Here is a 26,879-nt window from a genome sequence, read left to right as displayed (position 1 = left end):
TGCGGACTGAAAACCAACCATAACCTGACGAGAAAAGAGGCACCATGAAAGTGGTCTTGATCTCCATGCCGGACGTGGCCCCGTTGATTATCCACGAAGCGGCGGTTCACATGCCGGGTCACGGGATTGCCTGCGTGGGCGGCAACATCGACCCGGAGCACGATGTCTACCTGATCGACCTGATTCGCAAACGCCGTAGCATCCGCCGGTATCTCACCCGTACCCTGACCCGCATCCGACCGGAACTGGTCGGGCTCTCGGCCATGGCCTGGCAGTATGACACCTGCCTGAAACTGGCGCGCCTGATCAAAACCATCCTGCCGGAAGTAAAAATCGTCATCGGCGGTTATCACGCCACCTTGATGAGCGAGGAGATCGCCGCATCGCCCGAAGCGGCATTGATCGACTTCATCATCCGCGGCGAGGGGGAAGAGGCCTGCCGTCGGCTGGTCAACGCCCTGGCCGGCAAGGATGACCTGGCGTCGATCCCCTCACTCTCCTACAAAGCCGACGGCCGCTTCGTACACAACCCCTGGAGCGGTACGCTGGACCTGGACACCCTCAGGCTGCCCATCCGCGACAAGCGGCGGCTCACCTGGGGCTATCACATCCTCTATTCCAAAATCGAGCTCTTGGAGACCTCCCGCGGCTGCACCCGGACCTGCAATTTCTGCAGCATGAAGCACATGTACGGCCGGACCTTTCGCACCTATCCCATCAAGCGGGTGCTGGCCGACCTGGACGACATCTACTACAAACGCAAGGTGCGCTGGGTCTTCATCGTGGACGACAACATGGTCCTCGATCCCCAGCGGGTCATGGACCTGTGTGACGCCATCATCCGGCGCGGATACCGCAAGTTGAACCTGGTGGTGCAGGCCGACTGCATCTCCATGTCCCGCAACGAGGAGATGGTGAAAAAGATGGCCCAGGCCGGGTTCCGTTCGGTCTTCCTGGGCATTGAGAACGTTTCCCGGAAGAACCTGGCCGCCGCCCACAAAGGTGACATCGTCACCGCCTCCCAGAAGGCTGTGGAGATCTGCCACCGGCACGGCATCATGGTCATCGGCGGTCTGATCTTCGGATTCCCCGACGATGACGAGGCGGACATCGTCAACAATTATCAGTTTCTCAATACCATTGACGCGGATGCAGCCTACTGCCAGATTCTGACGCCTTATCCGAAAACCGAAATGCGCCAGCAGCTCATCGACCAGGGCATGGTCACCAACCCGGACAACCTAAAACGCTACAGCGGCCTGTGGGCCAATGTACGCACCCGGCACCTCTCGTCGGAACGGCTCCAGTACCTGTTCTGGTATCACCGCCAGAAGGTGCTCGGCTGGTGGAAGCCGTCCGGCCGCGTACGCAGCCAGGGCAAAGGCTGGACCTCCATCTGGACCTTTACCTTCAAGCCGTTCCTCAAGCTGTACTATGGACACATTCTTAGAAAACACGGCTGGATCGGACGCTATGAACGGGAACTGAAACGGCTGGCAAAAATGAATTACTTTCCTGACCTCGAAAATTGAACGTCAGGAATCCTTTTTTTTCAAGCGATCATAATGACAAACCGATCCATCGATACCAACGCACCGGCAGTTTACCTTTGCCAGGTCGGTCCCTTTATTTCCTGCGGAGCGTGCTGCGGCCTCTACAACGTCATCGATCCCAGCCTTGAACGGCTGGAGGCGATGCTGCGCCGGCGTACCCGCTGGTTTGCCGATGTGCCGCGCACGGTGGCCGGGGTGGACGATTTCAAGGCGCGCGTGGAAGCGGCCGAGCCCCAGACGCGCCCCTTTCCCGAGTTTCACCACTGCCCGTATCTAGGCATGATCGAGGACAGCGGATGCCGGGTGGGCTGTCTGCTGCACCCCCTGGCCAAGGGCAACAACGGGGTTGACTGGCGGGGATTGAGCTTTTACGGCGGGATGGCCTGTCGTACCTATTTCTGCCCCAGCGTGCGACATCTGCCGGCCCACTGGCTGACCGCCGTTCGCCAGAGCATGGACCACTGGTATCTGCACGGGTTGATTGTCACCGAACGGCGGCTGCTCGAAGCGTTTTTCATGGAGCTGGAACGGCGCATCGGCCGGCCGATCGACACCGCCGATTTTTCGGCCGGCGGGCAGGCGGCAGAGCTGTTCAACCGCTTTGCCGCCCTGAAAACCGGTTGGCCGTTCCGGCGCGCCGACGCGCCGGGGGCGGGCAACTATTTTTTCGAGGACGGGCTTTACCCGCGGCCGGATGTGTGGCGGGCAGACTCCGCGATTCCGGCTTCTCCGTTCGAGGTGATCCTCAGCGAACTCGATTCGGGATTCGCATCAAAAGCCGACTTGAAGGCTGCCGAAGAACGGATCGAGGCGATTATTGATTCGCTGGCAAAGCAACTCATCCAACAATAGCGTGGCGGGCGCGGCCCGCTCTGACAACAAGACCGGCGCGCTCTACAGCAGCTTGTCGATGGACGTGCAGTCCAGTCCGAAGGCTTCGGCCACGGCCCGGTAGGTGATCTTGCCGTCGACCACGTTGGCGCCCAGGCGGATCTCGCGGCTCGCCTGCATGGCCGCCTTCCAGCCCTGGTCGGCGATCTTCAGGGCGTAGGGCAATGTCGCGTTGGTCAGAGCCAGGGTCGAGGTCTTGGCCACGGCGCCGGGCATGTTGGCCACGCAGTAATGCACCACATTGTCCACCACATAGGTGGGATGGCTGTGGGTGGTCGCCTTGGAGGTCTCGAAGCAGCCCCCCTGGTCGATGGCCACGTCCACCAGCACCGATCCGGGTTTCATGGTCGGCAGCATGTCGCGGGTAACCAGCTTGGGCGCCTTGGCACCGGGAATCAGCACCGCCCCCACCACCACGTCGGCCCGGGTAACCAGATCGCGGATCGTCGCCGGGCTGGACATCAGGGTGAAACAGTTGGCCGGCATCACGTCGCTCAGGTAGCGCAGCCGGTCCAGGTTCATGTCCAGCAGGTAGACCTTGGCGCCCAGGCCGCAGGCCATCTTGGCCGCGTTGACGCCCACCACGCCGCCACCGATCACCACCACCATGCCCGGGTCCACGCCGGGAACGCCACCCAACAGCACGCCCTGGCCTCCCTGGGCCATCTCCAGGTACTTGGCCCCCTGCTGGATGGCCATGCGGCCGGCCACCTCGCTCATGGGGGTGAGCAGGGGCAGGGTGCCGTCGGCCTTTTGGATGGTTTCGTAGGCGATGCACACCGCACGGCTTTTGACCAGGGCCCGGGTCTGGGGCTCGTCGGCGGCCAGGTGCAGATAGGTGAAGACGATCTGTCCTTTGCGGATCAGGTCGTACTCGGCGGCCAGCGGCTCCTTGACGTGCATGACCATGTCGGCCTTGGCGTAGATGTCCTGGGGGCTATCGATCAGGGTCGCCCCGGCCTTGGCATATGCGTCGTCGTCAAAGCCGCTGCCGACACCGGCCGTTTTCTCCACCAGCACTGTGTGGTCGTGGTGGATCATCACCTCCACACCCGCCGGTGTCATGCTCACCCGGTTCTCCTCCGCTTTGATCTCCTTCAGAATTCCGACAATCATGTCCCCTCCCGATCCGTTGACAGTTACAATCGATCCTTCAAGCGCTTGCGGATCACCGCTTCAAGCGTTGGCGAGCTGTTGTCAGCGTAAGTGTAGCGGACCCGGACGACCGGTTTGTTGACCCTGACGACCGCCGTCAGATCGATGGGGGTGGCCGACAGCACCAGGTCGCACGGGCAGTCGTTGATGGTCGCCTCAAGATCCTTGATCTGTCCGGGGCTGTACCCCATGGCCGGCAGCAGGGTGCCCATATGGGAATAGCGGTCAAAGGTATCCACCAGCGACCCCTTGAGGTAGGGTCGCGGATCGGCCAGGGAGGCCGCACCAAACCGGCGGGCGGCGATCACGCCGGCACCATAGGCCATCTCTCCGTGGGTCAGGGTGGGACCATCCTCCACCACGAGAACGCGCCGGCCCATCACCCGGGACGGGTCCTCCACGGATACGGCGGAATCGGCAAGGATAATCGTTGCCGCGGGGTTATGCGTGGCGATGGTCCGACGCACCTGCTCGACCTTCTCGGGCAGGGCGCTGTCGACCTTGTTGATCACGGCCACGTCGGCCATGAGCATGTTGGTCTCGCCGGGGTGGTAGCCGGTTTCGTGGCCGGCACGGTGGGGATCGAAGACCACGATGTGCAGATCCGGTTTGAAAAACGGCGTATCGTTGTTGCCGCCGTCCCAGACGATCACGTCGCCCTCCTTTTCAGCCGCCTCCAAGATCAGGCCGTAATCCACGCCGGCGTATACCACCGCGCCCATGTCGATCACCGGTTCGTACTCTTCGCGTTCCTCGATGGTGCAGTGCTGGCTGACCAAATCGTCGCGGGAAGAGAAGCGCTGTACGATCTGGCGGGTCAGATCGCCGTAAGGCATGGGATGACGGACGCAGACCACGCGTTTGCCCATCTTCTGCAATAGCCTGACCACGTGGCGGCTGGTCTGGGACTTGCCGCAGCCGGTGCGCACCGCACACACCGAGATGACCGTGCGTTTGGATTCGAGCATGGTGTAGGGTGCCCCGATAATGATGAAATCGGCACCGGCAGCAGTAACCTGCGAGGCCTTGTGCATCACCTCGATGTGGGGAACGTCACTGTAGGAAAACGCCACCAGATCCACCTGGCGCTTGCGGATCAGTTCCACCAGGCGGCTGTCCGGATAGATGGGGATTCCATCCGGATAACGGCTGCCCGACAGCATCGACGGATAGATCCGGCCATCGATATCGGGAATCTGGGTGGCGGTGAAACCGACCACATCGTAGCGCTCGTTCTCCCTGAAATAGACGTTGAAATTGTGAAAATCCCTGCCTGCAGCGCCCATGATGATCACTCTTTCGACCATGCCACCTCCTTGGTAAATACCGGGAACGCGTCGGGACCGGTCAGCTATGTCGGCCACTCAACCGTATAACCAGTATCGCCCAAAAGGGGTATTGTGAAAAGAGTTTAAACGAAACGTCGCGTGGGAAACCGTCGGGGCATGGCTGTTGCAGTCAGGAAAGCGGGTCGATTCGGCGGCCACGCAGCCGTCAAGGAAGGAAAGGCGGCTGCGTCTGGAGACACGACGGAAAGGGAATCAGGCTGTGGCTTGATCGTAGTCGGATTCGAGGGAGTTCATCAACTCTTTAACGGAAACAATTTTATCCACCCGGAAGGCGTTGGCACCGGCAAAAGCAAACCCGTTTTTCAGTTTGCCCTGCCTGGCCATGGCCAGTGCGATACCGATGCAATAGGGACTGTTTTCCGGATCGCAGGTCTTGATGCAGTGGTAGGGACAACGGAAGGGCCGTCGGGATCCCTCGGCCACATCCAGCAGAAACTGGTTGCGCAATGCCCGGCCGGGCAGCCCCACCGGGCTCTTGATCACCATCAGGTCTTCCTTGCGGGCATCCACGTAAGACTGTTTGAAAGCCGCATCGGCATCGCACTCATGGGTGGCCACGAAGCGGGTACCCATCTGCACCCCACTGGCCCCCATTTCCAGAAAGCGTCGGATATCGGCACCGTCGTAAACGCCGCCGGCGGCAATCACCGGAATGTGCACACCGTGCTCGGCCTCGACGCTTTTCACTTCTGCCAGCACTTCAGCGACCAGATTCTCCAGGCAGAAGGCCGGGTCGTCCAGTTGCTCGGCCTTGAAGCCCAGGTGCCCGCCGGCCTTGGGACCCTCCACCACAAAGGCATCGGGCAGGTAGCCGTAGCGCTGGTACCAGCGTTTGCAGATGACGCCGGCAGCGCGTCCCGAACTGACAATGGGCACCAGGCGTGTCCGGTCGCCCTTCTTGAGGAAGCCGGGCAGGTCCAGCGGTAAACCGGCACCGGCGAAAATAAGATCCACTTTTTCGGCAATGGCAGTTTTGACCATATCAGCAAAATGGGTCAAGGCCACCATGATGTTGACGCCAACGATCCCGGTGGTCTTCTCTTTGGCTTTGCGGATCTCCCGTGCAAGCGCCCGGCAGTTGGCCTCAAGCCCGTTAGTCGCGATATCTTTTTCGGTAATGCCGGCCATGGCACCGGCAATCACACCGATCCCACCGGCATTGGCCACGGCGGAAGCCAGGCCGGACATGGAGATACCGACCCCCATTCCACCCTGGACAATAGGCAACCGACTGATCAAATGACCAATTTTCAGTTCAGGCATTTTCATGAATCGCACCGTCATACAGTTCCTTATTGGGTCACAGAAAAAAAGAGGCAATCAAACGGCGGTGTATCCATAGCCGTGAACGGCGTCATCCACAAGCAGGAAAAAGGGTATGACAAAACTTTTACATGTATTTGTCCCTGAGGGCGGTCAGGCGGGTCAGGTAGCGTTCCCGGTAACTCAGTCCTTTCTGGTTGGAAACGTCATAAAACAGGTAGTCGATGTATGGGCGCAAATCGATACCGTACTGGTTAAACTTTTCGTCGTTGGCCCGGTCGATGATCAAAATGGCGTAGTAGTTCACCAGCATGCGCAGTTTGGATTCACGGCGCAGCAGATAACTGCGGCCTCCCAGGGTATTGAGAAAGTAGCCGGCGTAATCGTAAACCCGTTCGATGGAGATCGGCTGCGCATCGCCGGGCAGCGGTTTCCCGCACTCCACCAGACGGGCGTACACGACGGCCAGGGCCGGTTCGATGATCCGCTCCTCGGCCGTCAGGATTTCCTTGGCCAGCAGCAACCGGTCTTTGCCCAGGACGCGGTAGAAATGGGTCACATTCTTCACCAGGCGGAACAGGTTGTTCAACTCGGCAATGTTGACCGGCGGATCGGCCACCAGCAAGGTCGCGCAGGTCCGTAAGAAACCGGCGCTGCCACCATCGATATTCTTGGACGCCAGGTAGGGACGGCTGTCCAGATAGTTGAAAAACGCGTTCAACTGCCCTTCCACCTTGGCGCAGTCGGCCGGCTGGTCATCGGCCGCATAACCCAGGGTCGGGGTGCCGAAAACCGTGGGGAAATCCTCCTCCCCCGGACGGATCTGGCGTTCGGTCTCCAGCTGGGCCTGCAAGTCGGCAAGATCGTCCTCCATTTTGTGAATCACTTCGAGGCATTCGTCTTGAGCTTGCTTGCGCCCCCGATCCATCTCGCTTTCGTGCCAGCGGTTGATCGTCACATAGGCAACCAGACCGCCGACAACCAGAATAAAAACAACCGTTACCGTCGCAAGGGTCTTGCTCATGGAATTCATCTCATCCGTCTCCTTGATCGCTGTAAGGGGGGAAGTACGATACGGGTCATCGCCTGACGGCCGGCGGCGGTCCGATGGCCGCTGAAAACCTCTGACGCCGCGGTCAACGCTGCCCGGGCTTCATCAAGACGGGCCATGAACCGATCCGGCCGGAGCCGTTGCAGGTCTGCCGGGCGGGTGGCCTCCACCAGGTGACGACCGCCGATGGCCCGTCGGCCCACATGGGTCATCAGCATACTCAGGGTCAGCAGTGCATGCCGGCAATCCGGGTCATCGCCCAGGGCATCGTTGATATCATGGCATAGGAACTCATAACAGACCGGCGGCCGTCCCGCAACCAGACTGCATCCGGTGGCCGCCAGCCAGCCGTGGGTCAGGCTGAAGGTCGATTCCGGCGAAAACATAGCGGCAACCCGCGCCAGAAACGGGCTCTGGCGGGTTTCATCGCAAAAGTGCGCCCGGCAACAGACCTTACCGCACCGGGAACAAAAAGGGCCGCACAACTTCTCGGTAAAATGCCTGACCTGTTTTTCGAACCGTCCATAATCGTCGATCAGGGGTGTCAGTACCGGCATCAACCCATCCATCGACCGTCAAAGGTCGCGTAATCGTATGTCAGAGGTGGTCTCATTGGGAACAACCATTTCTAATTCACATCAGCGGCTATTTCAACATTTATCCATCGGGAATCACACTGAGATGCCACTGCCACAACAGCCAGCCGTATCTGCGAGCCATCAGCAGGGCCAGCAATATCAGCATAGCATCATTGGAACCAGGGCCAGGCTCATGGGGCTCTTTTGGACGGAGAAGCAGATACAAAGCAGGAACCGGCCCCAATCCCGTTTCGGTCAGATGACCGGTCCAGGGGTAATGGGGATACTGTTGGGAAGAGAAGAAGTAAACCGCCGGATCGCGTTCGAACAGATGCTGGGTGCCGTTGCCATATGGATAAAAACCGTCACCTGCGGTGCCGTCAAGCCCTTGCCAGAGTCTTCAGCCGGGTGAGCACCTCCCAGGAGAAGGTCTCGCTGCGGCAGGGGAAAATGGCGTTATTGGTGTAGATGGGATCGGCGGCCAGATCATAGCGCGAGGCCTCTACGGCCGCCTCCCACATGGGCGTGTGGGGAATCGGCGTATAGTGCGCGATCACCGGCGTGATACCAGCCGCCTTGACCACGGCGATGGATGACTCGACAGCGGCAACATCCTGCCCCGGAAGACCGGCCAGCAGGTAGGCCCCCACTTGATCGGCAGCAAAACCGGCCGCTTTCAGATGGTTCAGCGCACGCAAAAATTCCTCCTCGGTCACCTTGCGGTCCATGCTTTGGCGCCGCTCGAAGGCGGTGGTTTCCAGGCCCAGGCGGATCGTGTGGAATCCGGCCCGCCGCATCAGGATAGCCAAAGGCCGGGTAATATTGCGGATGTGCAAGGCGTTGGGCGTGTGAAACCGGACCGTGATGCCTGCCTCGATCACCCCTTCGAGCAGCGGAACAATATGCCGGTCGGCATCCACCAGCAGGGCATCGTCGTAAAAGGCAAAATCCTTGACCCCATGGTCGCGGTGCCAGTGAACGATCTCCGCCACCACCGATGTCGGGCTGCGGCGCATCATGCGGGGCTGCAACCGATGGGACGCGCAGTAGGCACACTGAAACGGACACCCCCGGGACGTCAGCAGCGGCACATGGACCAGGCGACGGGTCAGATCCAGAGCGGGCAGCGGCAGAGTATCCAGATCCGTCGGATCGTGGCGTGGCGTGGGGCGCCATCCGGTCAGCCGGGCCACCATCGGCAGGATCGCCGCCTCTCCCGGCCCGCTGATCACATGATCGGCCCCACAATGCCTTTCGGCGTGCTCGGCGCATAAGGTGGCATAGATGCCGCCCAGTACCACCGGCACGTCGGAAAACACCGATTTGATCACTGCAATGGTTTCACGAACCCCCGGATACCAGTAGGTCATCAGGGATGTGACCAGCACCAGATCCGGCGGCGGCAGGACGGCCAGGTCATGGCGCAACCATTCGGGAGGGACTCCGTAGCGACAGTAATTACGCGGAATGTCGGCCAGCCCCGGTGGTTTGGGGATGGTCGTCTTAATATAGGGTCCGCGGCCGCAGCGCTTGTCAACCAAAGGAAGCGCGGCCTGCAGGGGATGGAAACGGTCCAGGCAATCCACAAATGAGATCCGTGCCCCATGGTCGCGCAGAATGCCCCCCAAGGTCAACAGTCCCAGTGGTGCGGCCCAGAAATCGTAGGCTGCAAAATCGTGAATCCAGGGATTGACCAGGAGGATGTGGGGGACGGTGGTAGCGGTGGACGTCATTGAATTGTTCGTAACATCTGCGCTGTCACGATGCCGCATCCGGAAAGTAGGTCATCGAAATCTTCTTCAGTTCGCGGCGGCTGAAGAGCAACTGATAGGTATCCACACCGGATTTATCAGCGATCTCACGGGCCGTGGCGCGGCAGTCGTCCTCGCTTTTGCCGTGAATCATGGTGTAGAGATTGTACGGCCAGTCTTCGGCCGGGTCACGGCGGTAGCAGTGGGAGACGGCGCGGAAAGAGGCCATGATCTTGCCCACCGCCTCAATGCGATCTTCGGGAACCTGCCAGGCAGTCATGGCATTGGCCTGGTAGCCGGATTTCTGGTGGCGCAGGGTGGCACCGAAGCGACGGATCACACCCCGGTCGGTCAGCCCCTGGAGGACAGCGATAAAAGTCGCCTCAGGAATACCGATCGCTTCGGCAAGCGCCTGGTAAGGGCGGGATACAATGGGGATATCCCCCTGAATGGCGGATATCACGCGCTTTTCAAGATCAGACAGCATAGTCGGTTTCACAGGTGATTCAAGCATTAATCGTGCTCGGGAAAAAGTTGATGAATCTCCGTCCGGCTGGCGCCGCAGATGCCCCTTTCGGTGATAAAACCGGTCACCAGCCGCGCCGGCGTCACGTCAAAAGCAAAATCCGCGGCCGGACTCGCTTCCGGCGGGACCAAGACCTTGACCAGCTTTCCGCCGGCCAGGCCCTGGATATAACGCACTTCATCCGGATTGCGCTCCTCGATGGGAATCTCTTTCACGCCGTCGGTCATGGCCCAGTCGAAAGTGGAAGACGGCAGCGCCACATAAAAAGGGATGCCGTTGTCCCGGGCCGCCAGGGCTTTGAGATAGGTGCCGATTTTGTTGGCCACATCGCCGGTGTGGGTGGAACGGTCGGTGCCCACGATCACCATGTCCACCCGGCCGTGCTGCATCAGATGGCCACCGGCGTTGTCCGTAATCACGGTATGGGGCACCCCGTGTTTGCCCATTTCCCAGGCCGTCAGCCGTGCCCCCTGGTTCAGGGGCCGGGTTTCGTCCACCCACACATGCACATCGATTCCGCGATGATGGGCTTCGTAAATGGGGGCCGTGGCCGTGCCGTACTCGATACAGGCCAGCCAGCCGGCATTGCAATGGGTCAGGATATTCACCGTATCACCGCGTTTCCCGTGGCTGATCGCCTGGATCAGCCTGGCGCCATGCTCCCCGATCAGGCGGCAATTCTCGGCCTCCAGTTCGGCAATCGCAGCGGCCTCGCTACGGGCCGCCTCAATTCGCTCCGCATCCGACCCGGCGGCCAGTACCCGCTGGAACACCCGGTCCACCCCCCAGGCCAGGTTCACCGCCGTGGGGCGAGCCGCCCGGATCCGGTCGCACTCCGCCTGGATCGTCTTCAGCGGATCGGCAGTGGTCTGAGCGGCAATCGCGGCGAGCATCACCCCGTAGGCACCGGTCACGCCAATGAGCGGCGCACCACGGACAAACATTTCCTGGATGGCCTCGATGACCTGGTCCACGGTTATCAAATCGGCCACCACAAAACAGTGGGGCAATTGGCGCTGATCGATCACTTTGACAGTAACGCCGTCTTCGCCCAGCCAAATGGGACGGACTTGTTTGCCATCGACGTTCATCGTGTAATCCTTATGAATTGACGGATTCGTAAAAAGTCCGATATCGGCGTTACGCGTATCCTTCGTCACTGCGGAGTACGATCAGTACGCCTCATTCCTCAGGATTCGCAAGCCTTGATCTCAGGCTCTTTACGAGGCCATCATGAATTGATTTTCCACCATGGGGTAAATACCACAAATCCCGGCCATTGAAAAGAATCGCTGACGCTCCAAAAGCATCAGAAAGCGGCCTTGAGCATCGTGTTGATCTCTTCCGGATAGGCCATGCAGACGGTTTCGTTGAAAAGGTTGCGCAAGGCGCCCACATCGGGTGTACCCAGGGCCTGGCTGAAAAACGTACGCGGTGAAAACAGCAGATGAAACCGGAAATGTCCATCGGCAGCGGTGCCGGTGAAAAAATTCATGTTAAAGCTGTAAATCCCCATTTTGTCATATTCGGCCATAACACAGGACAGGCCTGTCGCCAGGTCGATCAGGTCCGGCTCGGTCAGGTCCAGGGTGCAGCGGGCGTCCTCGACCACGGCAAGCACATCACCGGCAACCCCCATGGGCGCATACGCCGTCATCCAGTGGGTGCGGCCGATCTGTTTCAGGTAACGCTCCCCGCCGGCCTTCTCGGCAGCGACCAGATCGTCCCAAAACGTCGATTGGTTTTGCTCAAAGTAGCGCCGGGATGCATCCAGTTCCAGTTGCATCAGGTAGGGGGCCGATGAACTGGAAAAAACCTGCAGGTGGGGATGGATCAACGAGCTGCCGGCTGGCGGCATGTAGTTCCAGTTGACAATGTGGTAGACCGACTCGGGATGGCCGGAGGCTGCCACACGCCGGAAAAAATCGAGGGTAAAACCAAACGCCGAGGCCATATGTGACGGTGTGAATTCGGTCATGGGGATATAGTGACGGGCACCAAAAATCGCCACCGCACCAATGCTGTCGTAGGGCGCCATGTTGGGAAAAATAACCATATCGCCTTTTTGCATGCGCCCTTCGGCAATCAGGTCCTCGGGAAAGCAAGGCGTCAACTGATGAACTTTCTCACCGCAAAACGGGCACCAGGCATCGGTTCCGGCCACAAGGGTTTCAAAATCGGGTTTCTCCCATGCAAGCTTCATGAAGTGGCAGATCCGGGCCGTTCGTCCGGTAAGGGGATCAATCCGGATTTCACTGGGCGTACGCTGCAGTGCCGGCTCCTTTTGTGGCATCAGCATGACCGTCTCTTTTTTAATCGCCTCAAATTTCATATTAACTCCTCGATCGACATTTTTATAAAGCGAAGGGCATCATCGGTGGGAAGAAAAAAGGCTGCCGGCAACTGGATCGCAGGCAGCAGGAAAACCGGGCATTCAATAAAAAAAAGGGGAGGTGGACGGTTGGCACGCCCACTCCCCCTTTTCTAATTTTCAGTTTTTGCGCTTAGACAACAGTAACGTTGGCGGCGGCAGGACCTTTCGGCCCCTGAACGATCTCAAAGGTCACCCGGTCGCCCTCGTTGAGAGACCGGAACCCGCTTGCATTGATTCCTGAATGATGGACAAATACATCCGGCCCATCTTCCTGCTCAATGAAACCGTAGCCTTTACTGCTGTTAAACCACTTTACTACGCCGTTAACCATGCTGGCACCCTCCTTTCGAAAAAATTCTCTTGCTTCATCCATAAAGGGTGCCACTGGGCGAACATGACGACCACCTTCATAACGAAACCGGCCCGCCAAACTGAAACGAACCTTCGATTGTTCCAGATCATAGCATGACAAAAACGGAAATCAAGAAAATTGTTAATTTGATGTAATAATTTATGGGAAGTTGTATGATCATATATTCACCCGATAATAGTGCGGAAATGCAAACCCCGCCGTGTTCGATCGATTGACAAAATCGTCAGGGTTGATTAGAACGGTGAGAAATTGGATTATGTGGCTCATTTTCTGCATCAGAAAACTTCCGAAAGGTTGATGTGACCCTCAACACATTTATCCGCCACTGCCTCGGAGATACCCTTGACGGGCTTCGCGACGGTCTCTCCCACTTCTCAGGACCCAGCCGGGCGGCCATTCTTTTTGCGATGGCCCCGGATGCGCCAGCCTATGTTTTCGACCCCCAGCATCTTCTGTCAGGACACGAGCCCCGACTCAGGGAACTCTTTCTGGAAAACCGGGAGTGGCGAAACCGCCCGCCAATGCGCCCTGGCAGTTTAAAATTCAATCATATCATGCCGGAAAAAAACCTGCAGTTGACGGGGTTGATCTCCTACGGCGGCCGATCCGGTGCGGTCTATTATCAAATGTGGTTTACCGAACATCACCCGGACATGTGCAGCCTGGGCCCTACCGAACGGTGGCTGGAACACGCCGCCTGGCGTTTCTCTCACGACATGGCCAGCGAGAGCACCTTGTATACGGGAATTTCCGGTGGCTTTCTGCGTGAGTATGCCGCCCATGCCGTCCGCGATGATGTGGTCGACCGCATGAACATGATACTGGGCTGGGACACCCGGCTGCGCATCTATCCTATCCTGGATGCCGTTCTGGAACTTTCCCGCACCCGGGAAGAAGGCGCCTGGCCCCGCGGCGAGCTGGTTTTTGTCGAGCCCCACGCGATTGAACAAATCCCTTTTCTGGTCCACTTTTCACCGTCGGAACAGCCCGCCCTGGAAAACATCAAACACGTCCGCAAACTGCTGGCCGCAGTGGAACAGGCCGGTTTAAAGCTGATTTCCGATGGACAGAGCGTGGCCGGCATCGCCACCGAGAATCTGCCATCGTTCACCATCACCGCTGATTTCAAAGGCGGCCACGGCTTTCTGCGGGTAGTCGACGAGACGGTCTGCAGTTTTGCCGACGGCACCTACCAGTCCACGACCCGACGGGCCAACCTGGTTCACCTGGAAGAGGCGTTTTTGGAAAGCGAACTGGATGCAGAAATCGGCAACACCCTCTTTAAGATCGTGGCAGCCCTGGTTCATCAGGCCGTGGACCAGAAACATGGTGCCACCATCGTGCTGGACCTGAACCCGACGCCGATTTTCATCTCCGGACAGTCCTTCGAGCGTCCCCGGGACCTTCGCGACCCGGCCATTCTCAATCTGGCCAAATCCCTGTTCAGGGTAGACGGGGCTCTGCACATCGGTGCGGACATGCACCTTCACGGATTCGCCTGTCTGCTGGACGGACGCTCCTTCCCGGGTGAAAATCGGGCACGCGGGGCACGCTACAATTCAGCCCTTCGGTTTACCGCCGAGCATGACAATGTTATTGTGGTGGTGGTCTCGTCGGACCGGCCGGTATCTGTCATTCAGGCAGGCATCGAAGCCAGCGCCGCCTGCCAATGGAAGCCGGTATCCCATCTTATTCTCACACCGATCCCTCTCGAGGAGTGGGTCCGCCGCAATGGCGACTGAATTTGACCAATTCATCGCATTGGTCGGTCTTGGCATTATCGCTAAGGCGATTGGCGGAAATCGCCTAAAGATCGTCGCCAAAATCGCCGATGTACCCCACGTGGCAGGAACGATCATGGTTGAAAACAATGATGAACAAATCCATTACAAAAAAAATCGCCCGATACGAAAAACAGTACAAACTCATTGAAAAAGCCATTGTCGATGTAATCTTTGTCGTGGATATGGAAACGATGACCTTTTTCTACATCAGCCCGTCCATTGAAAAGATCATCGGCTATGGCACGAATGAGATGGTTCGGATCCCCATCAATGATTGTGTAATGCCCCATTCCTATAGGAAAGCAATGGAGTACCTGGCCGAAGGATATCGCAAATACCGGTTGGGGAAAAACATCAAGCGGACTGCGCAACTGGAACTCATTCACAAGGATGGATCCCGTTTCTGGGTCGAAATCACGGCCAAGTTTTTCAAGGGGGAAACCGATGAAATCCAGCTTTTCGGTGTCATGCGCAATATCTCCAGCCAGCGGGCCATTGAACAAGAGCGCAACGAACTGCTCCAACGGCTGGAAGCGTCCTTGGGCCAGCAGAAAGTCCTGCAAGCGGAAAATGAAATGCTCCGCGGCCTGTTGCCCATCTGCTCGGGGTGTAAAAAAATCCGTGACGAAGATGGCAAGTGGTGGCAGGTCGAAGAGTATGTCTCCATGCATTCCGAGGCTGATTTTTCCCACACCATTTGCCCGCCCTGCAAAAAACGCATCTATCCTGAAATTGATTGATCCCCGCGTCTGATTAGTTGGTTTCGGCCTATCCAAATGTGCGCCCAATATGCTATACAATTTCGATCACAAAGGTGATCCTGGAGAAAATCCTGATGGATCGCCGGACCGAACCGTAGTCCGATACCGGTCACCTCACCGGGCACGCATGCGGCCCGACCAGACCCACAACGGCACCCCTTGATACCAACGGATCGGTTCCGGCCCCACGCGATAAGGACCATTTAAAATGCGCCGCACCAGAAAACTGTTCATGATCAGCCTCGGGTGCGCCGTCATCTCCATGTTTTTGCTTCTATCCGCGGTTTTGGTCACTCGCCTTCTCTCCAATCGCGAAATGGTGAAAACCTTTCTGGTCACCAAAACCGCCCAGGCCACCGGCGGCCAGTTGGATTATGCCCGACTGGAACTGAGCCTTCTGCCCATCCCCCATCTGGAAGCCCACGCATTGCATCTGTTTCAACCGCAGACGTTCGATCTTAAGGCCCGCAAACTATCGCTCTATCCTGCCCTGCGGCCGGCATTGTCAGGACGCTTCAGCGTATCCCGACTGACCCTGGATCGCCCTGACGTTTGCATCCTGCAAGAACCCGGCGGACCACAGGCAAAAGCGGATGAAGCGGATGGGAAGGGGCAGGATTTACCGGCGAAACGGATTGATACGCTGCTCAAACACGCCTTTGGTATGCTGGCCAGCATCGATCCGGGAACCGAGTTGGAGATCGGTGATGGAAGGATCCGCTTCACCCCTGGAGGATTAACGGAAATTAGGGCCTCCGGCATCGATGCCACCTTTGAAAATCAAGATGGGCAACTGTCACTGGGAATCCACGGCAGATCCACCCTCACCGGCGTCTTCGACCTGTCTGCCCACGCGGACGTCCATGCTGCTCGGGCCGCTGGAACCATTGCCATGACGGGCCTTGACGTGGAGCCGGTTCTCGCCTTTGCCGCCTTGCCTGGAGGAATCGGTGCCAAGGCGAGCCAGGCGGCCATCAACATGAATTTTCGCATGGACAGTTTTGACAGCGCAGAAATTCAATTCCGCATCAAGGCCCCAAAATTGACGGTCACACGCAATGACCGTTCACTGGCACTGAACACAGCCGATAGCACCGGTACCCTTTCGTACGACCATGGCGACCTCTCGCTTGTTATTGACAGGCTTGCCACCCAGCACCCGAAGCTGAATCTGTCGGCTGCCGCCAGCCTTGGAAAAGCAGGTGGCACCGGCAATCCGACCCTTACCCTGCGTGCCGCTGCCCGGCAGCTGGATGTGGCCGTTGCCGGGAATGTCGCCCGGACCATTGCCGGTGACCAGCGCGCCATCCGCACGGCCTTTAACGTGGCGCGGACGGGCCAGTTGACCGGTGCCACCTATTATGCCGGCTTCGAGAATGAAAATCATGGATGGCAGCTAAAGAAAATGGTGGCGACCGGCCATCTCTCGCAGGGGCGAATCACCATCCCGAAGATCGATACCGATCTGGAGCAGATGGATGGCGACGTGGTCTATATCGACAAACGGGTGGATTTTAAAAATGTCAGCGGCCATTTCCAGGGAATCGACTTCAAGCAGCTGAAATCCCGCATCGACTGGGAAAAGAGGGCCACCCTCTCCATCGACACCTCGTCGGCCCAGGTGGATGCGGCGGTCCTGTTTCCCTGGCTGACCCACTTCAAGGGGCTGGAGGCGGCCAGGAATTATATCAGTGCGGTCACGGGCAGCGCCCAATTGTCCCGTCTGAAAATCGATGGGCCGCTGGGACATCCCGAGAAATGGCAACTGGAAATCACCGGTACTCCCGAAGCGGTCCGCCTGACCAGCCCCCATACGCCCTTCCCGATCACCCTGTCGGGGGGAACGATTACCTACGTCCCCGGGGCGGAGCGATCCAGCGGCGTCAGTGTCCATTTTCTGGATACCACCCTTCAGGCCGCCCACCAATCCAGCGGTATACTCCATCCTGAGTCACTTTCCTGCGAGGTTGACGGGTCCATGGGACCGGCAGCCATCGATTGGCTGAGCACCCTTCTGCCGATACCCGCGTACCTACAGATCAAGCCACCGGTGGCCCTTTCAGGGGTCAAGATCCAATGGAACGGCAAAGATGCAATGGCAGTAGCAGTGGCAGGCCGGTTGAAAACCGCCGGGGGCGTGGACCTTTGTGCCGATATGTACCGTACGGCCGACACCTGGGGGATTAGCGACCTGCGCTTTGCCGACGGCCATTCGACGGCAACGCTTTCCGCTTCACGGCAGGGCGATGTTGTCAACTTGACATTTTCCGGCAATGTGGAAAAGAAAACCGTGGATCAGCTGCTCAGACACAATCAGACCCTCTCCGGCCGGGTCCAGGGCAATTTTTCCGCCTGCATCGACATGGCCCAACCGATTGGATCCGCATTCACGGGCAATGTCAGCGGAGACGGCTTGCATCTCAAATGGTTGACCCCCATCCCCGTGACTCTGGACAGATTTTCCATCGCCGGGGTTGGTGACAGAGCAACCTTCACCGCCACCCAAATCGCCGTGGACAAAAGCCTTCTGGTGGTCAACGGCAGTGTGGCGAACACGGACGGCGCTCCCACATTCGAACTGACCGTGGATGCCGACCAACTGGACGACGCCCTGCTTCAAAAGCTGTTCTCCGAGAAAACGCATACCAATTCCGATCAAGAAACGGCAGCCCCGGCTGGTGGAATCCCTCACGGCACCGTGCACCTTCGCACCGAGCGGTTCAGCGCCGACGCATTTACCTGGTCACCGCTGTCAGCCACCGTCACCGTTGCCGGCCAGAGCATCCATGTTCAGCTGGAAAAGGCGCTGCTGTGCGGCATCGCCACTCCCGGGGAGCTGGATTTTTCTCCCCGGGGCATTCGCCTGGATATTTTTCCCAAAGCCAGTGGAACGTCACTGCAGGAAAGTGCCAACTGCCTGTTGCCAAACCCGGTAACCGCCGACGCGCGCTACGACCTTTCCGGTGAAATCCATATGCCGGCGACCCAAAAGGATTTTTCCGGTGCCCTGACCGGATCGCTGACCGTCTCGTCGAAAAATGGCCGCATCGAGTATTCCAGTGTGCTGATGAAAATTTTTTCGGCCCTCAATATCACCGAACTGTTGACCGGTAAGGAATCGGATCTCAACAAAAAAGGCTATGGTTACAGCAGCGCCCGGATAGAAGCGACGATCGACGGCGGCCGGATCCATCTGACGGAAGTCCTGCTGGACGGCAACTCCCTGAAAATCACCGGTGAAGGTCAGATTCAGATTGGGGAAAAAACGGCCGATATCTACTTGCTGGCGGCACCACTGAAAACCATTGACCGGATTGTCGGCAAGGTGCCGATCATCGGTTATCTTACCGGCGGGTCGCTGATTTCCATCCCCCTGCGGGTCCACGGCCCGCTGGACGACCTATCGGTGGTGCCCATGTCGCCATCGGCAGTGGGCAAAGGGCTCCTCAACCTCATGGAACGGACTCTCAAGGCGCCTTTCAAGCTGGTCGAAAGTGCCGCCAGCCTGGCGAGCGACGCGTCCTCAGAGGAAAAAAAAGCAGATGGTGCGCCACAAACGGCACCTCAGCCATAGACGGGGCAGGCCCCGGAAAGGGATCACGGCCATCATGAACAGATTTGCCTGGCTTTTTATACCGCTTATTATCGTTTTGGGTTCGGTGTCGGCCAATGCGGAAATCCTCTCCCCCCTGGTCCGCCTGAACGGCGAACGGCTGACACTGCATGTGCGGAACCAACCCCTGGCCACCATTTTGGAGCGCCTGACCGCCCAGGGGCTGCGCATCCGTATCGATCCGCGCATCAATCCGATCATCAACGCCCGATTTGACAACCGCCCGATTTCCGCCGCATTGTCGAGCATTCTCAAATCGGCCGATTATGCGCTGATCTGGCGCGAAGACAAATCATCCCCCACCGGCGAACCGCAACTGTGGGAAGTGCGGATTTTCTACAAAGGCCAGGAGGCACGGGCCCAGACGTTGCAGCCCAAAACGAATCTGGCCGTGGTACAGCAGGCTGACGGCACCTGGCAGGTCCGGGACATTCTGCTCCTGCGCCTGACTCCCGAGATGACCGAAGCGGCCCTGGCATCTCTGCTGGATCGACTGGGCGCCACCCTTTTGGATGCCTATGTCCCACTGGGTGTCGTCCGCATTCGCCTGCCCCACGGCAGTGATGTCGCGGCCATTGCCTCAGCCATTGCCGGCACCCCGGGGGTTCAGAATGCCGAACCGGACTATGCTTATCCCCTGAAAGGCGATGCCCCGACCATCGTTGCGGGGGCAGCCTCGGCCCCATCCCAGTCACGCTTTCCTTCGACAGGCGACACCATCGTTGCCGTCATGGACAGCGGTCTGCGCAGCGACTATGGCGACAGTCCGTTCATCCGGGCCGCCTATGATGCGGTCTCGCCGGGCGCCGAGGTCGGCGATACCCTGGGCCACGGCACCCAGATGTCGCTGATCGCCGCCGGGGCGGTCACTCCGCTGGGAGTTTCGTCGGAGAGCGACAGCGACAGCGGCAGTCCGGTGGTGGCCATCCGCGCCTTTGACGACAATGGGTTTACCTCCACTTACACCTTGATGCGGGCCATCGATTATGCCGTTGATAGCGGTGCGCACGTGCTCAGCCTGAGCTGGGGCTCGGAAAACACCAGCACCCTGCTTGAGTCGGCCATGGGCTATGCCAGCAGCAAAGGGCTGGTGCTGGTGGCTGCCGCGGGGAACGCCCCCACGGGTGACCCGGTCTACCCGGCGGCCTATGACAATGTCATCGGGGTTGGCGCCCTCACGCCGGACGGCAACGCCTGGGACCAGTCTAACCATGGTGATTTCGTAGCCGTTTCCGCACCGGGCATGGCCGACCTGCCGGTGGGCTACAATGGAGAGGCCGGACGCTACGCCGGCACCTCCATCGCCACCGCCTACACCGCCCGCCGGGTGGCGGCCATCCTGAACGAAAATCCCGAGGCCGACCGGACGACGATCCTGAAGCGGCTGACGGCAACAGAGTGAGGCGTTGGACAAAAAACAGTCCGTTTAACAATTCGGTTTTGTGTTGCCTCCCATCCCGACAATCTTCCCTTGCTATCATTTTGTGAGCCGGTATATTGAACGCATCTGAATTGAATGTTACCCTCACACTATTAAATTATTTAACGCTCCTATTATAACTTTTAATACCGGAATAGCGACGCCACTGAATCCAGTTCAGTTCTACGGTCAACAAAAAATCCCACAAGAATTAAAATCTCTATTAAAAGTGACGCATTGATCATCTTTATCTCTTAATGTGGTCGCTATTGGTCATTTCTGGTACGAATATTGATTACCTGTAACATTACTTGCAACATCATATTCGGCAAACAGAAGGTGAATTCATTGGGAGAGTGCAAAATTGAACCAGGTTAAAAAGCAACAGACTGTATTTTCTGGAACCGGCACCCATTCATCAACCCACAAGCCCAAAGCGCCTATGAAAACGGAAAAATTAAATAATAAAAGTAGGATGCGGTTCCGTCGCGAAGATGGCTTCACGCTACTTGAAATCCTGGTCGCACTGGCCATCACGGCGGTTGTTTCGGTTCTGATTGTCAATATGTTCACCCGGCTCAGCAAGTCGTACATGGCCGAAAAAGCGGTTTCCGAGACCCAACAGGAACTGCGCCGGACCATGGAGCGAATCACGCTGGATATCCGTAACGCCGGTTTCGATCCCAAACGGGAGGCCGATGCGGGAATCGAGGTGGCCACGGCCACGCAGCTTCGCTTTACCCAAGACATTGACTACAACATCACCATGAACGACTACACCGGCACCATTGACGACGATAGTGGGGAACGCATTACCTATCAGATCGATACGGCCAATAACCGGCTCCTTAAAATCGCCGATGAGGGCACAGCCAGCCAGTCGTCCAGAACCGTTCTGGAAAACATCAATCCGGCAGACAGCAGTTTCAGCTACCTGGACGGGGACGGCGCCACGCTATCAATGACCAGTGGTGTTGTTGACAACCCTGGGGATATTCGTTCGGCCATCATTGCTCTGGCCCTGCAGAACAACGCCGGATGGGGGGACAGCGTGATCCGCGACCTCACCGCCCAAGTCAAATTCCGCAACATCGGACTTAACTAGGGAGACAACCATCATGCTGAACAAAAAAATCCGAAAACCCATCGATTGTATGAAACGCGTTGACAATCAAAAAGGGTTTACCCTTATCGAGGTCGCCGTGGCCCTGGCCATCTTTGCCATCGGCTTTTTGGCCGTGGCCGCCATGCAGACCCGGGCGGTGATCAGCAACACGACCGGGCGTTTCTCCATGGACGCGACCACCTGGACGGCCAGCCAATTCGAACAATTTGTCGCCATGAACTTTGACGATGCCGATCTCGTGGATACCAACGGCAACGGCGAAAGCGGGCTGGATGCCGATACGGTGGCAACAGCCGATTCCAGCCTTGCCTTTCCCGATGACCGCAACACCACCATGTACTGGAACGTCGCCGATAATCCCAGGGGCTTCAAACAAATCCGTGTAATCACTGTCTGGGATCCGGTCGGTGCCAGTTCCAAACGGGCGGTGTTCGACTTTATCAAGCAGGAGGACTGATCATGATCTCTCGCAACGCCCACCAACGGCAAAGAAAAGAACCCGTGCAAGGGGTCACCCGGCATGTGGACAACCCGGAAGGCTCGGCCATCATCCTCGCCGTGCTGCTGCTGCTGATCCTGACCCTTGGCGGTATCATCGCGATCGACTATTCCAACGTGGAATTGAAATACACGAGAAACGATATCGAGCGCAAGCAGTTGTTCTACTACTCCGAATCGGCGGGGCATGAAGTGGCCTATGATGTGGATAAAACCACGACCAATGATTATGCGATCCTGGACACCGCCACGCCGATCATCGTTACCCAAATCAGTGCCGGTACCCGAATTTCAAATCCGACGGCAACCCAGGTAACGAACTACACGGATACAGCGTGGCCGGTCAATACCGGCAATGCCGACCTGGGCAGTCTGACCGACCGGGAGTACGCCTACCGGGTCTACTACATCGGCCTGGGCCAGATGCCCAAAGGATTCGGCGCCGACTTCTCTTCCTTTGTCTACGACATCAGTACCCGGGTGCAGGAAACCACCGCCACGGGAATCGAGATACATTCCGCGGCCATCGCCCAAGGGTTCCGCAAGATCGGTCCCAAGAGTTGATCTTTCCGTTGTTATCCAAAAACAGGAGCGTACCATGTATAAAAAATTCAGATTTGCCACAATTCCGATAATCCTGCTGCTTTTTATCTTCCTGACGGTCGGCTCTGCCCTGGCGGAGGATACCGACATCTACAAACCCAAAGTCCAGCACAATGTCATGATCCTGCTGGACAATTCCGGCAGTATGGGCTTCGGAGTCTACGAAAACGATGTCGATTACCACGCGTTTTACCGTTATATTTGCGAAAACTCAGGGGATTGGACCACTTCGAAAGATGCCGTTGCCGGCGGTACCAACACAGGAGCCTATTTCTACCCAACCAGCCGGGCCATGGTCCGGGATCGAATTTATCTTGTCAGCGGGAACATCGGCTATGTCAAATCCTCGGGCATGACTGGCGACCCGGCAAACCCGAATTATGTCTGGTGGCTTAACAATATGGTCGACACCGGCACGACCATCAACACCGACGGGTCTCTGTCCGGAGGGCGGGTCACCGTGGATGCGGACGGCACGGTGCTCTTCGATGGCGATCCCCTGCCAAACAACCGTTCCCTCCAATTGCACGACTGGCAGGACAACTACGACGGCTCCCAGGTGGATAACGGTTTCGCCGGTCTCGTCCGTGCACCCGGCTACTACTTCAGCGGCTACTTCAAAACCTCCAGCGGAACATTGACCAAAGATCCCGATTCAGCGACCACCTATGACGGAAAAATCGTAGACTACTTTTTCATCACCGGCAACTGGATGAACATGCAGATGGTGTACAACCTGGAGGTGTATGTAAAAAACGCATGGGAGCGGGCCTGGGAATACTGCACCTTGCCAAAGGAAAACTACACGCCCATGGTCTCCTATTCCCTGGCCTCCCCCAACTACCCCAACGACTATCCCGCCAATTTCGATTCGGCGACCGATGGCACCGCCAATTACGTGATCTACAACGGTCAGTCCGGACAGATGAAACTCCATTTTTCCGAACTGATTCTCGCCTCGGGCGACGAACTGGAGATCAGGGACGGCAACAGCACCGTCCAGACGACCTATACCGGCCCCGTATCCCAAAGCGACTTCTGGACCGGCTGGGTCAGCGGCAAGCAGATCACCCTTCGCTTCAAAACGGATGGCTACGCGGATACCGTTGCCAAGGGCTGGCAAGTGGACACTTACCAGTATGAGTCGTCAACCGATTACGAGATGTCCTCCCGTCTCGAGGTGTCCCAGGAGGCCATCATCGAGGTCATCGAATCCACCCGCGGCAAGATCAACTGGGGGATCAGCGTCTTCGACCAGAAAAACAACTCCGGATCCACCGAACTGGCCCCGCTGAACGCCAGTTTCAACGACGACACGGACAAACAGAACCTGATCAACCACCTGGAGAGCGCCGTGGCTGACTGGGGCACGCCGTTGGGAGAGTCCCTGCAGGATATCTTCACCTATTTTTCGGGCAAGGTGAACCAGGTGCACCGGGACTGCAACAAAAATTTCGTGATCAGCCTGACCGACGGATTCCCCTCCAACGACACCGAGTGGGGCCGCATCTCCGGGGTCGATTTCACCGCCGCGGCCAACCACGACGGCGTTCAATACACCGCGGACCCGTTTCAGTATAGCTCACCGGGAAACAACTACTACGATGACGTGGCCTACTACATGTTCTCCCACAGTTATGTGGATCAGAGCGACGTGGCCATCGAGGACCGCCGGGACTCTGCGGATAACATCACTGTACACAACATCGGCTTCTGTGTGGACCAGCCCATGCTGCAACACACGGCCGATATCCAGGTGGATCAATACAACCAGGCCATCGGCATGTATCTGACCGCCTACAACAAGGCCCAGGTGATCAACGCCTTTCACTCCATCGGCCTGGCCATTGCCGAGTACACCTCCTACACGGCGCCAGTGGTGTCGGTGGATGAAACCAACCGGGTACAGTCCGGCGACCGTATCTACATGGCCCTGTTCAAGCCCAAGGAAGACGAGGCCTGGAGCGGCAATCTGAAAAAATATGGGCTTAAATACGGTTTCAAAAGCGGCTGTGACCGGGAGGAGGAGTGGTACGTGGCCGACGGCTCCGTCGACAGCAGTACCGGCGCCTGGATCGGCCAGGAGGCCACGGACTGCGACGGCTACATGCTGGCCAACACCTCCTCCTTCTGGTCGACCGTGGACGATGGCGGTGATGTGGAAAAGGGTGGCGCCGGCGAGGTTTTGAAAACCAACATCCCTTCGCCCAGTGGTGCGATTTTGAGCGGCACCCCGTCTTTCAGGAATATCCACACCATTGTCGGCGGTCTGGACGTCCAGATCTCTACGGACACGATCACCAATGCCGACCTGGGGGTGAGCACGGATGCCGAGCGCTACGAAATCATCAACTACCTCTACGGCTACACCTATGCCGCCAACGCAAACGGCTCTCCGGTGTACAAGCGCGGCTGGCCGCTGGGGTCCATCGTCCACTCCACACCCAAACTGATCGACTACTTCGACACCAGTTACTCGGTCACCCACCGTTATATCGCCGTGGGCGCCAATGACGGCATGCTGCATGTTTTCAACGATGACACCGGTGAGGAGATCTACGCCTTCGTGCCCACCGAGGTATTGGACCGCCTGCAATACTATGACCCGGATCTGGGCAACGAGAACTTCTACACGGTGGACGGTTCGGTCAACCTGATCAGAAACGACAAGGGCACCCTTACAGATAAAACCGACGACCAGCTGCTGCTGGTCTTCGGTCTGCGCAGGGGCGGACAGGCCTACTACGCCCTGGATGTGACCAGCACCGACCCGGCCAACTGGACGGTCGCCGGGTCCCTCAACACCAGCACCACCGGGATGGCGGAACTGGGCCAATCCTGGGAGACACCGAAATTTTTCAAAATCAAAACGGGCAAAACCGCCAGCGGCTACACCTACAAACGGCTGTTGATCATCCCCGGAGGCTATGATGCCGGCGAGGACCGCAGCACCAACGATGACTATTACCTGACCTCGGATCACGTCAGCGCCATGGGCCGGGGTATTTTCATCGTCGACATCGATACCGGCGCACTCCTGGACAGCAGCTACTTCTCCGGCGGCGCCCAATTCGTCTATGACGAGACAGATACGGGTTTGCGAAGCCAAATGAAGTACTGTTTCCCGGCCGACCCGACGGTCATTCTGAACACTGACGATTCACTGGCGGCCGCCTACCTGACCGATCTCTACGGACAGGTGTGGAAAGTCTCCTACGACGCCTCCACCATTCCCGGAAAATTCAACTTAAACCTGATTTTCCGGACCAACCCCATGAGCGACCAGGATTCGGCATATGAGAACCGCAACGCCTTTGACGGTTACACGGCCGGCGACCCGGACCCGCGCGGAACGATCAGTTTCATTGAGGACGCGAAAAATGGTATCCTCAACCCGCGGCGCACGTTCTACAGCCCCGAGGTCAGTTACGCGGGGAACTGTTACACCGATGTACCGGTACTCTACATGGGCACCGGCGACCGGGAAAACCCGACCTTTACCGGCGACAAAACCAATGTGGGAAACGGCATCTACGGATTTTACGACGCCCAGGCCTACTACACCGAGGATCAGAAAAGCACCTATGACGACCTGACCCAGCTGTTCACCGAAGCGGATCTGTTGAACGTCACCTGCGGCGCCCTGGAACCGGATGTGATCAACGTCACCAACAGCGAGAAAAACAGCATCTACACCTTCCTGGAAGAGACCGCCAAGGGCTGGTATATGCTCTTTGACGCCAATGGCCTAAGCGGCTGCCCAAGCCCGGACCAAGATGGCTACCACACCGGCGAAAAAGCCATCTCCCCCATCACCCTGTTCAACGGAGTGGTCTATGCCCCCACCTATCAGCCGGCGGAACCGGCGGCCAGCGGCGACGAGTGCGATTACGCCGGCCAGGCCCGGGTGTATGCGGTCAAATATTGCGACGGCAATGCCGCGTTTGATGCCTACTCCGGCAACAACGACACCACGACAGATGCGGAAGGAAACACCGTTGAGGAAGCCAGGTTCACCCGCCGGGATCGCTATCTGGGCGTCGGCACGCAGATCCCCTCCGGCCTGGCGGTGGTGATTCGCCATGGCATCGCCGAAGGGTTTATCTCCGTTGAAGGCAAAATCGTTACCCTGGATGAACTGGACTTCCCGTCCGGATTGATTCCTTACTACTGGCAGGATACCCGAAAATTCATCTACTAAGGAGAAATC

The 26,879-nt window shown here is 58.0% G+C and carries 21 protein-coding genes; 11 read left to right on the top strand and 10 right to left on the bottom strand.

The features are described from left to right. Positions 1-44: 44 nt before the first annotated feature. Positions 45-1,532 (top strand): B12-binding domain-containing radical SAM protein, encoded by a 1,488-nt coding sequence (locus GN112_RS32405; RefSeq protein ID WP_155313901.1) that lies wholly within the window; start codon positions 45-47, stop codon positions 1,530-1,532. 33 nt (positions 1,533-1,565) lie between these two features. Beyond that, on the top strand, positions 1,566-2,405 hold the full coding sequence (locus GN112_RS32400; RefSeq protein WP_155313900.1) for a hypothetical protein: 840 nt from the start codon (positions 1,566-1,568) through the stop codon (positions 2,403-2,405). 42 nt (positions 2,406-2,447) lie between these two features. On the opposite strand, the gene ald is transcribed toward GN112_RS32400, so the two are convergent. The 10 genes from ald to GN112_RS32350 form a co-directional block, all read right to left on the bottom strand. Further along, on the bottom strand, positions 2,448-3,560 hold the full coding sequence (gene ald, locus GN112_RS32395) for an alanine dehydrogenase (RefSeq protein ID WP_155313899.1): 1,113 nt from the start codon (positions 3,558-3,560) through the stop codon (positions 2,448-2,450). Between the two features lie 23 nt (positions 3,561-3,583). Beyond that, positions 3,584-4,906, bottom strand: a complete 1,323-nt coding sequence (locus GN112_RS32390) for a cyclic 2,3-diphosphoglycerate synthase (RefSeq protein ID WP_155313898.1) — start codon at positions 4,904-4,906, stop codon at positions 3,584-3,586. Between the two features lie 234 nt (positions 4,907-5,140). Beyond that, positions 5,141-6,217: an NAD(P)H-dependent flavin oxidoreductase gene (locus tag GN112_RS32385; RefSeq protein ID WP_155313897.1), complete on the bottom strand. Its 1,077-nt coding sequence runs from the start codon at positions 6,215-6,217 to the stop codon at positions 5,141-5,143. 121 nt (positions 6,218-6,338) lie between these two features. Then, a complete protein-coding gene (locus tag GN112_RS32380) occupies positions 6,339-7,235 on the bottom strand; it encodes a hypothetical protein (RefSeq protein ID WP_155313896.1) in 897 nt (298 codons plus the stop codon). A gap of 5 nt (positions 7,236-7,240) precedes the next feature. Then, positions 7,241-7,819 (bottom strand): hypothetical protein, encoded by a 579-nt coding sequence (locus tag GN112_RS32375; protein WP_155313895.1) that lies wholly within the window; start codon positions 7,817-7,819, stop codon positions 7,241-7,243. Positions 7,820-8,220: 401 nt separating this feature from the next. Then, positions 8,221-9,573, bottom strand: a complete 1,353-nt coding sequence (locus GN112_RS32370; RefSeq protein WP_155313894.1) for a B12-binding domain-containing radical SAM protein — start codon at positions 9,571-9,573, stop codon at positions 8,221-8,223. A gap of 25 nt (positions 9,574-9,598) precedes the next feature. Continuing rightward, positions 9,599-10,078, bottom strand: a complete 480-nt coding sequence (gene ahbB, locus GN112_RS32365) for a siroheme decarboxylase subunit beta (protein ID WP_155313893.1) — start codon at positions 10,076-10,078, stop codon at positions 9,599-9,601. A gap of 26 nt (positions 10,079-10,104) precedes the next feature. Beyond that, on the bottom strand, positions 10,105-11,208 hold the full coding sequence (gene mtnA / locus GN112_RS32360; protein WP_155313892.1) for an S-methyl-5-thioribose-1-phosphate isomerase: 1,104 nt from the start codon (positions 11,206-11,208) through the stop codon (positions 10,105-10,107). Positions 11,209-11,426: 218 nt separating this feature from the next. Then, positions 11,427-12,449, bottom strand: a complete 1,023-nt coding sequence (locus GN112_RS32355) for a hypothetical protein (RefSeq protein WP_155313891.1) — start codon at positions 12,447-12,449, stop codon at positions 11,427-11,429. A 172-nt stretch (positions 12,450-12,621) separates the two neighbouring features. Next, positions 12,622-12,822 carry a cold-shock protein gene (locus GN112_RS32350; protein ID WP_155313890.1) on the bottom strand — a complete coding sequence of 67 codons (201 nt, stop codon included), beginning with the start codon at positions 12,820-12,822 and terminating at the stop codon, positions 12,622-12,624. A 341-nt stretch (positions 12,823-13,163) separates the two neighbouring features. On the opposite strand from GN112_RS32350, the gene GN112_RS32345 reads away from it, so the two are divergent. The 9 genes from GN112_RS32345 to GN112_RS32310 all read left to right on the top strand — a co-directional run bounded on the left by GN112_RS32345 (position 13,164) and on the right by GN112_RS32310 (position 26,870). After that, positions 13,164-14,606: a DNA integrity scanning protein DisA nucleotide-binding domain protein gene (locus tag GN112_RS32345; protein WP_155313889.1), complete on the top strand. Its 1,443-nt coding sequence runs from the start codon at positions 13,164-13,166 to the stop codon at positions 14,604-14,606. Continuing rightward, on the top strand, positions 14,596-14,796 hold the full coding sequence (locus GN112_RS33720) for a hypothetical protein (RefSeq protein WP_162459223.1): 201 nt from the start codon (positions 14,596-14,598) through the stop codon (positions 14,794-14,796). The genes GN112_RS32345 and GN112_RS33720 overlap by 11 nt, the downstream gene beginning before the upstream one ends. Next, positions 14,735-15,388 (top strand): PAS domain S-box protein, encoded by a 654-nt coding sequence (locus tag GN112_RS32340; RefSeq protein WP_162459222.1) that lies wholly within the window; start codon positions 14,735-14,737, stop codon positions 15,386-15,388. The genes GN112_RS33720 and GN112_RS32340 overlap by 62 nt, the downstream gene beginning before the upstream one ends. Before the next feature lie 229 nt (positions 15,389-15,617). Beyond that, complete coding sequence (locus GN112_RS32335) at positions 15,618-18,983, top strand: YhdP family protein (protein ID WP_155313887.1); 3,366 nt, start codon at positions 15,618-15,620, stop codon at positions 18,981-18,983. A 34-nt stretch (positions 18,984-19,017) separates the two neighbouring features. Next, positions 19,018-20,424 carry a S8 family peptidase gene (locus GN112_RS32330; RefSeq protein ID WP_162459221.1) on the top strand — a complete coding sequence of 469 codons (1,407 nt, stop codon included), beginning with the start codon at positions 19,018-19,020 and terminating at the stop codon, positions 20,422-20,424. A 493-nt stretch (positions 20,425-20,917) separates the two neighbouring features. After that, on the top strand, positions 20,918-21,547 hold the full coding sequence (locus tag GN112_RS32325; RefSeq protein ID WP_162459220.1) for a prepilin-type N-terminal cleavage/methylation domain-containing protein: 630 nt from the start codon (positions 20,918-20,920) through the stop codon (positions 21,545-21,547). A gap of 13 nt (positions 21,548-21,560) precedes the next feature. After that, positions 21,561-22,025 (top strand): type IV pilus modification PilV family protein, encoded by a 465-nt coding sequence (locus GN112_RS32320; RefSeq protein WP_155313884.1) that lies wholly within the window; start codon positions 21,561-21,563, stop codon positions 22,023-22,025. A 2-nt stretch (positions 22,026-22,027) separates the two neighbouring features. Beyond that, positions 22,028-22,630: a hypothetical protein gene (locus tag GN112_RS32315; protein WP_155313883.1), complete on the top strand. Its 603-nt coding sequence runs from the start codon at positions 22,028-22,030 to the stop codon at positions 22,628-22,630. A gap of 34 nt (positions 22,631-22,664) precedes the next feature. Then, positions 22,665-26,870: a hypothetical protein gene (locus GN112_RS32310; RefSeq protein ID WP_155313882.1), complete on the top strand. Its 4,206-nt coding sequence runs from the start codon at positions 22,665-22,667 to the stop codon at positions 26,868-26,870. Positions 26,871-26,879 lie beyond the last annotated feature (9 nt).

The sequence above is a fragment of the Desulfosarcina ovata subsp. ovata genome (genome assembly GCF_009689005.1).
Classification (GTDB): domain Bacteria; phylum Desulfobacterota; class Desulfobacteria; order Desulfobacterales; family Desulfosarcinaceae; genus Desulfosarcina; species Desulfosarcina ovata.
The sequence above is the reverse complement of the archived record's forward strand: the minus strand, read 5'-3'. Positions and strand labels throughout refer to the sequence as shown.

Coding starts and splice junctions, on each gene's coding strand:
- GN112_RS32405 (WP_155313901.1), top strand. CDS start 45: ATGAAAGTGGTCTTGATCTCCATGCCGGACGTGGCCCCGTTGATTATC.
- GN112_RS32400 (WP_155313900.1), top strand. CDS start 1,566: ATGACAAACCGATCCATCGATACCAACGCACCGGCAGTTTACCTTTGC.
- ald (WP_155313899.1), bottom strand. CDS start 3,560: ATGATTGTCGGAATTCTGAAGGAGATCAAAGCGGAGGAGAACCGGGTG.
- GN112_RS32390 (WP_155313898.1), bottom strand. CDS start 4,906: ATGGTCGAAAGAGTGATCATCATGGGCGCTGCAGGCAGGGATTTTCAC.
- GN112_RS32385 (WP_155313897.1), bottom strand. CDS start 6,217: ATGAAAATGCCTGAACTGAAAATTGGTCATTTGATCAGTCGGTTGCCT.
- GN112_RS32380 (WP_155313896.1), bottom strand. CDS start 7,235: ATGAGCAAGACCCTTGCGACGGTAACGGTTGTTTTTATTCTGGTTGTC.
- GN112_RS32375 (WP_155313895.1), bottom strand. CDS start 7,819: ATGCCGGTACTGACACCCCTGATCGACGATTATGGACGGTTCGAAAAA.
- GN112_RS32370 (WP_155313894.1), bottom strand. CDS start 9,573: ATGACGTCCACCGCTACCACCGTCCCCCACATCCTCCTGGTCAATCCC.
- ahbB (WP_155313893.1), bottom strand. CDS start 10,078: ATGCTGTCTGATCTTGAAAAGCGCGTGATATCCGCCATTCAGGGGGAT.
- mtnA (WP_155313892.1), bottom strand. CDS start 11,208: ATGAACGTCGATGGCAAACAAGTCCGTCCCATTTGGCTGGGCGAAGAC.
- GN112_RS32355 (WP_155313891.1), bottom strand. CDS start 12,449: ATGAAATTTGAGGCGATTAAAAAAGAGACGGTCATGCTGATGCCACAA.
- GN112_RS32350 (WP_155313890.1), bottom strand. CDS start 12,822: ATGGTTAACGGCGTAGTAAAGTGGTTTAACAGCAGTAAAGGCTACGGT.
- GN112_RS33720 (WP_162459223.1), top strand. CDS start 14,596: ATGGCGACTGAATTTGACCAATTCATCGCATTGGTCGGTCTTGGCATT.
- GN112_RS32340 (WP_162459222.1), top strand. CDS start 14,735: ATGATGAACAAATCCATTACAAAAAAAATCGCCCGATACGAAAAACAG.
- GN112_RS32335 (WP_155313887.1), top strand. CDS start 15,618: ATGCGCCGCACCAGAAAACTGTTCATGATCAGCCTCGGGTGCGCCGTC.
- GN112_RS32330 (WP_162459221.1), top strand. CDS start 19,018: ATGAACAGATTTGCCTGGCTTTTTATACCGCTTATTATCGTTTTGGGT.
- GN112_RS32325 (WP_162459220.1), top strand. CDS start 20,918: ATGCGGTTCCGTCGCGAAGATGGCTTCACGCTACTTGAAATCCTGGTC.
- GN112_RS32320 (WP_155313884.1), top strand. CDS start 21,561: ATGCTGAACAAAAAAATCCGAAAACCCATCGATTGTATGAAACGCGTT.
- GN112_RS32315 (WP_155313883.1), top strand. CDS start 22,028: ATGATCTCTCGCAACGCCCACCAACGGCAAAGAAAAGAACCCGTGCAA.
- GN112_RS32310 (WP_155313882.1), top strand. CDS start 22,665: ATGTATAAAAAATTCAGATTTGCCACAATTCCGATAATCCTGCTGCTT.